At 65.2% G+C, this 7,265-nt stretch carries 10 protein-coding genes and 1 pseudogene; all 11 read right to left on the bottom strand.

Annotated features, from left to right (window positions below):
- Positions 1 to 81: 81 nt before the first annotated feature.
- A pseudogene (locus ACGYK7_RS08315) lies at positions 82 to 222 on the bottom strand (GTA-gp10 family protein); the annotation flags it as partial.
- Positions 223 to 224: 2 nt separating this feature from the next.
- The gene (locus tag ACGYK7_RS08310; protein ID WP_067263135.1) at positions 225 to 647 is read right to left on the bottom strand and encodes a phage major tail protein, TP901-1 family; all 423 of its coding nucleotides are present in this window, start codon (positions 645 to 647) and stop codon (positions 225 to 227) included.
- Between the two features lie 35 nt (positions 648 to 682).
- Positions 683 to 1,093 (bottom strand): DUF3168 domain-containing protein, encoded by a 411-nt coding sequence (locus tag ACGYK7_RS08305; protein WP_394400881.1) that lies wholly within the window; start codon positions 1,091 to 1,093, stop codon positions 683 to 685.
- On the bottom strand, positions 1,090 to 1,428 hold the full coding sequence (locus ACGYK7_RS08300; protein ID WP_394400878.1) for a head-tail adaptor protein: 339 nt from the start codon (positions 1,426 to 1,428) through the stop codon (positions 1,090 to 1,092). The genes ACGYK7_RS08305 and ACGYK7_RS08300 overlap by 4 nt, the downstream gene beginning before the upstream one ends.
- Positions 1,425 to 2,024 (bottom strand): head-tail connector protein, encoded by a 600-nt coding sequence (locus ACGYK7_RS08295; protein WP_394400875.1) that lies wholly within the window; start codon positions 2,022 to 2,024, stop codon positions 1,425 to 1,427. The genes ACGYK7_RS08300 and ACGYK7_RS08295 overlap by 4 nt, the downstream gene beginning before the upstream one ends.
- Before the next feature lie 166 nt (positions 2,025 to 2,190).
- On the bottom strand, positions 2,191 to 3,369 hold the full coding sequence (locus ACGYK7_RS08290; RefSeq protein WP_394400873.1) for a phage major capsid protein: 1,179 nt from the start codon (positions 3,367 to 3,369) through the stop codon (positions 2,191 to 2,193).
- Positions 3,370 to 3,389: 20 nt separating this feature from the next.
- Complete coding sequence (locus ACGYK7_RS08285; RefSeq protein WP_394400871.1) at positions 3,390 to 4,013, bottom strand: HK97 family phage prohead protease; 624 nt, start codon at positions 4,011 to 4,013, stop codon at positions 3,390 to 3,392.
- 22 nt (positions 4,014 to 4,035) lie between these two features.
- Positions 4,036 to 4,263 (bottom strand): hypothetical protein, encoded by a 228-nt coding sequence (locus ACGYK7_RS08280; protein WP_394400868.1) that lies wholly within the window; start codon positions 4,261 to 4,263, stop codon positions 4,036 to 4,038.
- Positions 4,253 to 5,431: a phage portal protein gene (locus tag ACGYK7_RS08275; RefSeq protein ID WP_394400866.1), complete on the bottom strand. Its 1,179-nt coding sequence runs from the start codon at positions 5,429 to 5,431 to the stop codon at positions 4,253 to 4,255. Before ACGYK7_RS08275 ends, ACGYK7_RS08280 begins: the two co-directional genes overlap by 11 nt.
- Positions 5,432 to 5,562: 131 nt before the next feature.
- Entirely contained in the window at positions 5,563 to 6,933 is a 1,371-nt protein-coding gene (locus ACGYK7_RS08270; protein ID WP_394400896.1) for a DNA-packaging protein, read from the bottom strand.
- A complete protein-coding gene (locus ACGYK7_RS08265) occupies positions 6,842 to 7,186 on the bottom strand; it encodes a hypothetical protein (RefSeq protein WP_067261859.1) in 345 nt (114 codons plus the stop codon). The genes ACGYK7_RS08270 and ACGYK7_RS08265 overlap by 92 nt, the downstream gene beginning before the upstream one ends.
- Positions 7,187 to 7,265 lie beyond the last annotated feature (79 nt).

The raw sequence follows: 7,265 nt of genomic DNA, 5'->3' as shown, positions 1-7,265 counted from the left end.
TCACGGCTTATATCCATGAGGCCAACATACCGGACCTCGTTCGCCACTGGAGAGCGACCGCCGCAATCACACCATGTTGTTTTCAAACCGCTCGACCAGCGCGACAAGGCTGTCGGACAGCAACGCCGCCTCTAACTCGGCCAAAGCCCCAAGGGTCAGCCGCGCCTCATGCCGCTTGCCATCGATCACGAGGCTCACCTCGCCGCGCCACGGGTTGGTCATGCTCACACCACCACATCGGGGGTAAAGATCAGCTCCCCCGCCGATTGCAGGCTAAGCTCAAAGGTGGCCTCCCCATTCAGCGAACCCGCGTATTCCAGAGCAGAGACCTGAAACGGCCCCTGCACCACGCCGAAATCCGGAATGATTACCTGAAAATCCGGCGTCAGCCCGTTGAAGAACAACTGCCGTGCCCGTTCGTCCGTGCCCGCATCGCGAAATACTCCCGACCCGCTGATCGCGGCTGAGCGGACACCCGCACCCGCCAGCAACTCCCGCCAACCGCCGCTTGAATCGAGCGAGGTCACATCCACCGTTTCGGCGTTGAAACTCACCCGTTTGGCCCTGAGCCCGGCGATCGTCTCGAACTGCCCATCGCTGGTCATATCCACTTTGACCAATAGGTCTTTGCCCGCTTGAACTGCCATCACTGTCTTCTCGCACCAATCTGAAATCTGAAGTCTTATGCGTCCGCGACCCGGGCGCGGAATTGCAAGTCGATCCGCCGGGCCGAGGCCCCGTCGATCCGCCGCGCCGTCGCTTTGAGAAAAGCCATATCCACCACACGCCCCCGGCCGAGCGCCGGCTCCGCCCCATGCAACAGGTCCGAGATCACCGCCGCGCAGCCCTTGGCCGTGCTGAACCCCGGCGCGCTGGTGACGACAGACAGGGTCAGGCGATGCTCCGCGCCCGCGCCCTCGGGGTCTGACGCATCCTTCGCCATCTCCTGCCCAAGCAGAACGTAGGTCTCGGGCAAGCTCCCCCCCGGCACCGCGTCAAAGACCGCGTCACCGATCAGCGCGGTGAGCCCTGGGTCACCCTGCAACAGATCATAAACCGCCGCCTGCAACGCCTCTGAAAGCGCGTAGGTCATACCGCCACCTCCTCATCGGCAAAGCAGATCAGATACCGCCCGCCCGCATCGCTCTCGGCCACGGCCCGGATCACGAAAACCCGCGTGCCCTCGCGAAACCGCTGCGCGGGGGTCGGTCGCTGCGGGGTGCCCTCCGGCGCCGCACGCACTGTGATCTTGACCCCCATCCGGCTGACGGCCACACCGCCCTGCGCGGTCTCCCGCCCCGTGCGCGCGCGCAGCTCGGCCCAGAGGGTGCCCAAGGGCTGCCAGACTTCGCGATGCCCCCCCGCGCCATCGCTCACGCGCTGCGGCGCTTCCAATATAAGGGGCCGGTTCAACTGCGGGCGGCTCATGCCGTTCCCCCAAAGCCGAGGCGCACCCGGCGGTGGCGTTCGATCAGGCTGCTGACGCCAAAGGGCATGCACCCTTCGCCAAGCGCCGTATCGTCGCGGTATTCATAGTAATGCGCCGCCAGCAGCATCACCGCTTGGGCCAGATCATCGGGCAATCCACTCCAATCGGCGGCCATGCCCGCGTCGAAATTGATCAGAGCGGCTCCGGCGCTCGGGATGCGCGGCAGGGCCGCGGTGCTAGCGCGCAAACGCGGCGCTTGGGCATCGCGCTCCAGCCAGTAGCGCTCGGGGTTCACCGACGTTTCCACCCCGTCTCGCGCCACCAGCGCCACCCGCGCGATCTCTTGCACCGGGGCCACGGGCAAGACCTGCGCCGCCGCATCGCGCCAGAAGGTCAGCGACAGGGCAAAACGCCGAACGATAAGCACCTTGCCCGTCCGCGCCTCCACCGCCGCCATCGCCGCGCGCAGGAAACTGCGCAACACCGGGTCTTGAAGGCCGTCCTGCGCAAAGCCGGTGCCAAGGCGCAGATGCATTCTGAAGGCCTCAACCGGCAAGACCGCATCCGGCACATTTGTCTCTTCGATCAACATCATCGAACGTCTCCAAAAATCGCTCCCGCGCCCCTTGGGGCCATGCGGTTAATCCCGGACGCGCACCGGTTGCATTGCTCGGTCGGAGGGGAGCAGCTAGACAACGCAACCTTGCAGGCGCACGTCCGGACCGGGGCCAAGTTGCCCCGGCCCCGGCTTCGGCACCAGCTTACGCCAGGCCGAATTTCATCAGCTTGATTCCCGCGAAATCGCTCACGTCGCCGCCGACACGTTTGGTGGCATAGAAAAGCACATGCGGCTTGGCACTGAACGGATCGCGCAGGATCCGCAGATCGGGGCGCTCGGCCACGGTGTAGCCTGCCGAGAAGTCGCCAAAGGCGATGGCGATCGCATCGGTCGCCGGATCGGGCATGTCCTCGGCCACCAGCACCGGATAGCCCATGAGCCGCGCAGGCTCCCCCGCCGCCAGACCGTCCGACCACAGGAACCGCCCGTCGGTGTCCTTCAATTTGCGCACCTTGGCCGTGGTCTTGGAGTTCATCACGAAGACCGCGTTCTTGCGGTAGGCCGCGCCAAGGGCGTACACCAATTCGATAATCGCATCGGCCTCGGGGTTGGCATTGGTGCCGCTGGGAACATAACCCAGATTGCCCCAGCTCCAGACGTCGTTATCGACCGCCGGATGGGTCAAAAAACCGGTGGGCTTGTCGATCCCGTCACCGCTGACAAAGGCCGCGGCCTCGGCCCGTGCGAATTTGTCGGCGATACGCCCCGCCAGCCAGCCTTCGATATCAAAGGCGCTGTCATCCAGCAGACGCTGGCTCGCCTTAGGCAGCGCGCTCAGCTCATGCAGCGGCACAGTGATCCGGTCGATCTGGGGCGTGTCCGTCTCGGCCTGCGCGCCGCTCTCGGTCGCCCAACCAGCGCCCACATCGGCGTGGTCGACCAGTACGTCATAAGACGTGGCCTCCACCTGCACCACCGAGGCAATCGCGCGGATCGACGCGCCTGCGTTCAGCACAGATTGCACCCGGTCTGCCGTCTGGGGATCCACCAGATAGCCACCATCCGAATTGACCGCCGTCGACATCGATTTGCCGTCCAGTTCCAGCCCGCGCAGCCCGTCGTCGTCGCCGTTGCGCAGATAGGCGTTAAAGGCTTTCTTATGCGGCGCATCGTGATCGATCGCGCCCCCCAAAGGGCTGCGGGCAGGCAGGGTCATCTTGCGGTCCATCATGGCAATTCGCTCTTCTGATTGTTGAAGTTTCGTATTGATCTCGGCCCGAAAGCCGTTGAAGTCACTGACAAAACCGCTCACGGCCTGCCGCACTTCCTCTGCCGGGGACAGGTCTGCGCCCGCCTTTGTGCTCATCTCACTCTTGGTCATCGCTTTCCCTCTGATCTTGCTCAGTCAAACTCAGGCACAGCCCGCGCCATTTCGGCCCGCGCGGCATCAAAGGCCGCCGCCATCTCGCGCAGAACATGGCCCACGGCCCTGAACTCTCCCTTGGCCGCGACCCGCGCTGACGGCAGCATCGGGAAGGTCACCAAAGACACCTCCCAAAGCTCCAGCTCCGAGAGCAGCCGCTGCCCCTTGGTGGTCTTGCCCGCCTTAACGGTCCGGTAGCCGATGCTGAGCCCGTCGATGGCCCCCGCCTCAATCAGCGCCGCCGCTTCTCGACCCTTGGCCACAGTGCTGAGGATACGCCCCTTGACCCAAAGACCCCGGCCATCCTCGCGCACCTCGTCCCAAACGCCGATGGGCTGGGCCGGGTCATGCTGCCACAGCATCTTGACGCTGCGGCCCGCCTTTGCGACCGCCGCAAGGCTCGCGGCATAGGCCCCCGCCTCGACCACATCGCCGCCCTGATCAACCGCGCCAAAGAGGCTGGCATAGCCGCTGATCTCCAGCCCATCCTCCACGGGCGTCACGCTGCCGAAACGGGCAAATTTATGCTCCAACCCGCTTCCCACAGGCACAGCTTCCCCGTTCTCCGGCCAGCTGCCAGAGGCATCCAATTGATAAGTCATCGTTTTTCCCTCGTTCAGCCCACTACGGCGCCACCGCCAAAAAGGATTGCATCGCCTGCGCCAAGATCACCGCCACCACGCCGTAGACCGTAAGCCACAGCCGCCGCTCCAAGCGCTCCATCATCTGCTCGATCCGGTCGAGCCGCTTTTGCATGTTCTCGCGGTGCACCGCGCTGAGCGTCTCATGCGCCTGAAGCCGCAACCCCGGCGCGCATTCGAAACGCTCGATCTCACGCAGCTCAGGCATCATCGGCCACCGCCGGAAGCCCCAACAGGCTGCGCTTCTCGGCATCGCTCAGAAACGCCGCTGCAGAGACCCGCGCCCATTGCGCATCGCGCTCCGCCGCCAATGCAGGCACTTGGTCGAGGTCCGGCTTCACCATCACCGCCGCCCCCAGATACCCGCTCAGCCACTCCGACAATGCTGCCGTCACCCGTGTCGCCAAGGGCAGCACCGTCAGCCGATAGAACGCCCGATGCGCCTCTTGATAATTCGCGTAGGTCGCATCGCCCTGCACGCCGATCAGCATCGGCGGCAGACCAAAGGCCAGCGCGATCTCCCGCGCCGCACTCTCCTTGGTCTTTTGAAACTCCATGTCCGAGGGCGAAAAGCCCATCGGCTTCCAATCAAGCCCGCCCTCCAGCAGCATCGGCCGCCCGGCATTGCGCGCGCCCTGATGATGGCTCTCCATCTCACTCACCAGCCGGTCATACTGGTCCTCGCTCAGCTTGCCCTGCCCCTCGGCCCCGCGATAGACGATCGCGCCCGAGGGCCGCGCGGCATTGTCCAACAGCGCTTTCGACCACCGGCTCGCCGCGTTATGCACATCCATCGCCATGGCCGCCGCCTGCATGGGGCTGAACCCATAGTGATCGTCCTGCGGGTGAAAGTTGCGGATATGACAAACCGGCGTCGCCGCACCGCTCGCATCAAAACGGTGCTTGCGCCCGCCCACCGCATACTCATAGGCGACAGGCCAGCCATCCGCCCCCGGCACCACGCTCATCCGGTCCGAGCGCAGCACATGCAGTTCTACCGGCAAACCGCTCTCACCGCCCACGGCTTCGACATAGCCATCGCCGCTCAAAAGCATCTGCCCATACAGCGCCTCAAGCATTTCCGCCCGGCCTTGACCCGCATTCGGGCGGCGCATCAGCTCGATCAGCGGGTGTTCGTCATAGCGCCGTGCGCTGTCCTGCACGACCAGCGGCAGCGCCGCCGCAGCCTCGGCAATCAGCTTGACCGAGCGGAACCCCACCGGATTGCCGCAGAACCCGGCGCGCGTCAGGCTTACGCTATCGCGCGGGCTCCAGGCGACACGACCCGAGGTCTGATAGGCGACGACCGGCCCCGTGGCAGATGCCTTGCGCTCCGCTGTCTCACCCGCCGCGCCCCGCCGTAGAAAATCGAATACCATGTCGTCGCTCCTCATTCTGCCCGGCCCCGGCGGCGAAGACCTGCCCCGCATTGCCCGGCGTTGTCAGACTGTCCCTGAAATCTCTTAACGCTGGAGAAACCCACCGTGCGCTGCCCCGCGCAACGGCCCGCTCACAGGCTTCGCACCCCCGGGCTGCGCCACTGCGCAGCAGGTTCGATCATCAGCTCATGCAGCGCCCAAACCAACGCATCGACGCGGTCCGGGCTGCCCTTGCCCTCGTACCCCCGCGCCGTCATCAGACACATCTGGTCCTCCAGCGCATCGAGCCCCGGCAAATGGCTCACCCGGCCCTGCTCATAAAGCGCGGCCACTGGCTCTGCCCGCGCCACCTTGCCCCGCGCCGCATGCACGGTCTTGAGCGAGACCAGCGGATCGACCTGTCGCAAGACCTCGCCGACCAACTGCCCACCCTGATTGACCTCGGCCACCAAGCGATCCGCCCCATAGCGCGTCATCGCCGCAATCGCCGCCTGCGCCCAGCCATTGGGCGTGGCCCCCTGCACCGTGCAATCAGCGAGCACCACCGCCCGCCAATCCTGCGGCGGCCCCTTGGTCTGTGCGCCCACCACCAGGATGCCGCACTCATCCGACCCCGCCCCGCTGGTCGTCGCCGGGTCGAGGCCCACCACAATGCGGTCCAACTCCGGTGCCTCTCGCAGGCGCCCCGCTTCCAACAAGCCCGAGGTCCAGAGCGCCCCCTCTGCGTCCGCCAAGAGCACGCCATCCAACTCCTGCCGCCCCAACCGCGTTCCGCGGTAACGCGCCCGTACTTCCTCAAGAAACGATCCCGCCAGATTGGCCGCATTCGCCTCTGTCGGCGCATGGGTCGTCACCGTCGAAGGCGCGGCCAAAAGCGCTTTCAACACATCCACATTGCGCGGCGTCGTGGTGACACAGACCCGAGGCTGCTCCCCCAAGCGCAGCGCAAACTGCAACTGGTCCCAAGCCTCCTGCCCGCGTTTCCACTTCGCCAATTCATCCAACCAAGCCGCATCAAACTGCGGGCCGCGCAGCCCTTCAGGGTCATGCGCCGTATGCACCGTGGCAATCGCCCCATTCGGCCAGACCAACCGCTTGCGCGTCGCCTCCCAATCGGGCCGCCGATCCGGCGGGCTACAGGCCAGAATGCCGCTGTCGCCAAAGATCATCACCTCACGCACCTGCTCGATCGTCTCGCCCACCAGCGCCACGCGACTACACGCACCGGGGTCAAGCGGTCGGCTCCCCTCAACCTTGCTGCGCACCCATTCCGCCCCGGCCCGCGTCTTGCCCGCGCCGCGCCCGCCCATGATCACCCATGTCCGCCAATCGCCCTTGGGCGGCAATTGGTGGTCAAGCGCCCAGAACTCGAACAAAAAAGGGAGAGCCAGAAGCTCTCCCTCACCGAGGTCATTCAGAAACTGCGCCTGGGTCTGAGCATCGGCGCAGGCGATCCAGCTTGCAGCCGATGTCAGCCCGCGCTTTGTCCATGTCGAGGGCATAGCCCCCGCGCGCGATTCCAGCTTGTCGGTTTCGACAGTCATTCAGCGTGTTCTCCGCTTTCAGGCAATGCGCCAGCAATCCCGCCACTTTGGACGTTTTGCCAGACACCGCAGTTTCCTTGAGTTCCCCCCCGGACCGGGCCTGTTCCGTCAGACCTTCGATTTCCCGGCGCAACGCGCCGATTGCTTCTTGGAGACCGCGCAGGATTTCCGCGCTGTCTTCCGTCTCTTGCTCCGGGGTAATGATCGTCATCGCTTTACCTCTTGTTGGTTATCCCCAACCGAGCAGACACAAAAAAACGACCACCGGGTCCCCCCGGGGCCGTTCGCCC

The organism is Sulfitobacter sp. 1A15299 (genome assembly GCF_043556915.1).
Classification (GTDB): Bacteria; Pseudomonadota; Alphaproteobacteria; order Rhodobacterales; family Rhodobacteraceae; genus Sulfitobacter.
This window is presented reverse-complemented; position numbering and strand designations above follow the sequence as displayed.

Bases quoted from the DNA above. Each gene is read 5' to 3' on its own strand.
- ACGYK7_RS08310 (WP_067263135.1), bottom strand. From the start codon at position 647: ATGGCAGTTCAAGCGGGCAAAGACCTATTGGTCAAAGTGGATATGACC.
- ACGYK7_RS08305 (WP_394400881.1), bottom strand. From the start codon at position 1,093: ATGACCTACGCGCTTTCAGAGGCGTTGCAGGCGGCGGTTTATGATCTG.
- ACGYK7_RS08300 (WP_394400878.1), bottom strand. From the start codon at position 1,428: ATGAGCCGCCCGCAGTTGAACCGGCCCCTTATATTGGAAGCGCCGCAG.
- ACGYK7_RS08295 (WP_394400875.1), bottom strand. From the start codon at position 2,024: ATGATGTTGATCGAAGAGACAAATGTGCCGGATGCGGTCTTGCCGGTT.
- ACGYK7_RS08290 (WP_394400873.1), bottom strand. From the start codon at position 3,369: ATGACCAAGAGTGAGATGAGCACAAAGGCGGGCGCAGACCTGTCCCCG.
- ACGYK7_RS08285 (WP_394400871.1), bottom strand. From the start codon at position 4,013: ATGACTTATCAATTGGATGCCTCTGGCAGCTGGCCGGAGAACGGGGAA.
- ACGYK7_RS08280 (WP_394400868.1), bottom strand. From the start codon at position 4,263: ATGATGCCTGAGCTGCGTGAGATCGAGCGTTTCGAATGCGCGCCGGGG.
- ACGYK7_RS08275 (WP_394400866.1), bottom strand. From the start codon at position 5,431: ATGGTATTCGATTTTCTACGGCGGGGCGCGGCGGGTGAGACAGCGGAG.
- ACGYK7_RS08270 (WP_394400896.1), bottom strand. From the start codon at position 6,933: ATGCCCTCGACATGGACAAAGCGCGGGCTGACATCGGCTGCAAGCTGG.
- ACGYK7_RS08265 (WP_067261859.1), bottom strand. From the start codon at position 7,186: ATGACGATCATTACCCCGGAGCAAGAGACGGAAGACAGCGCGGAAATC.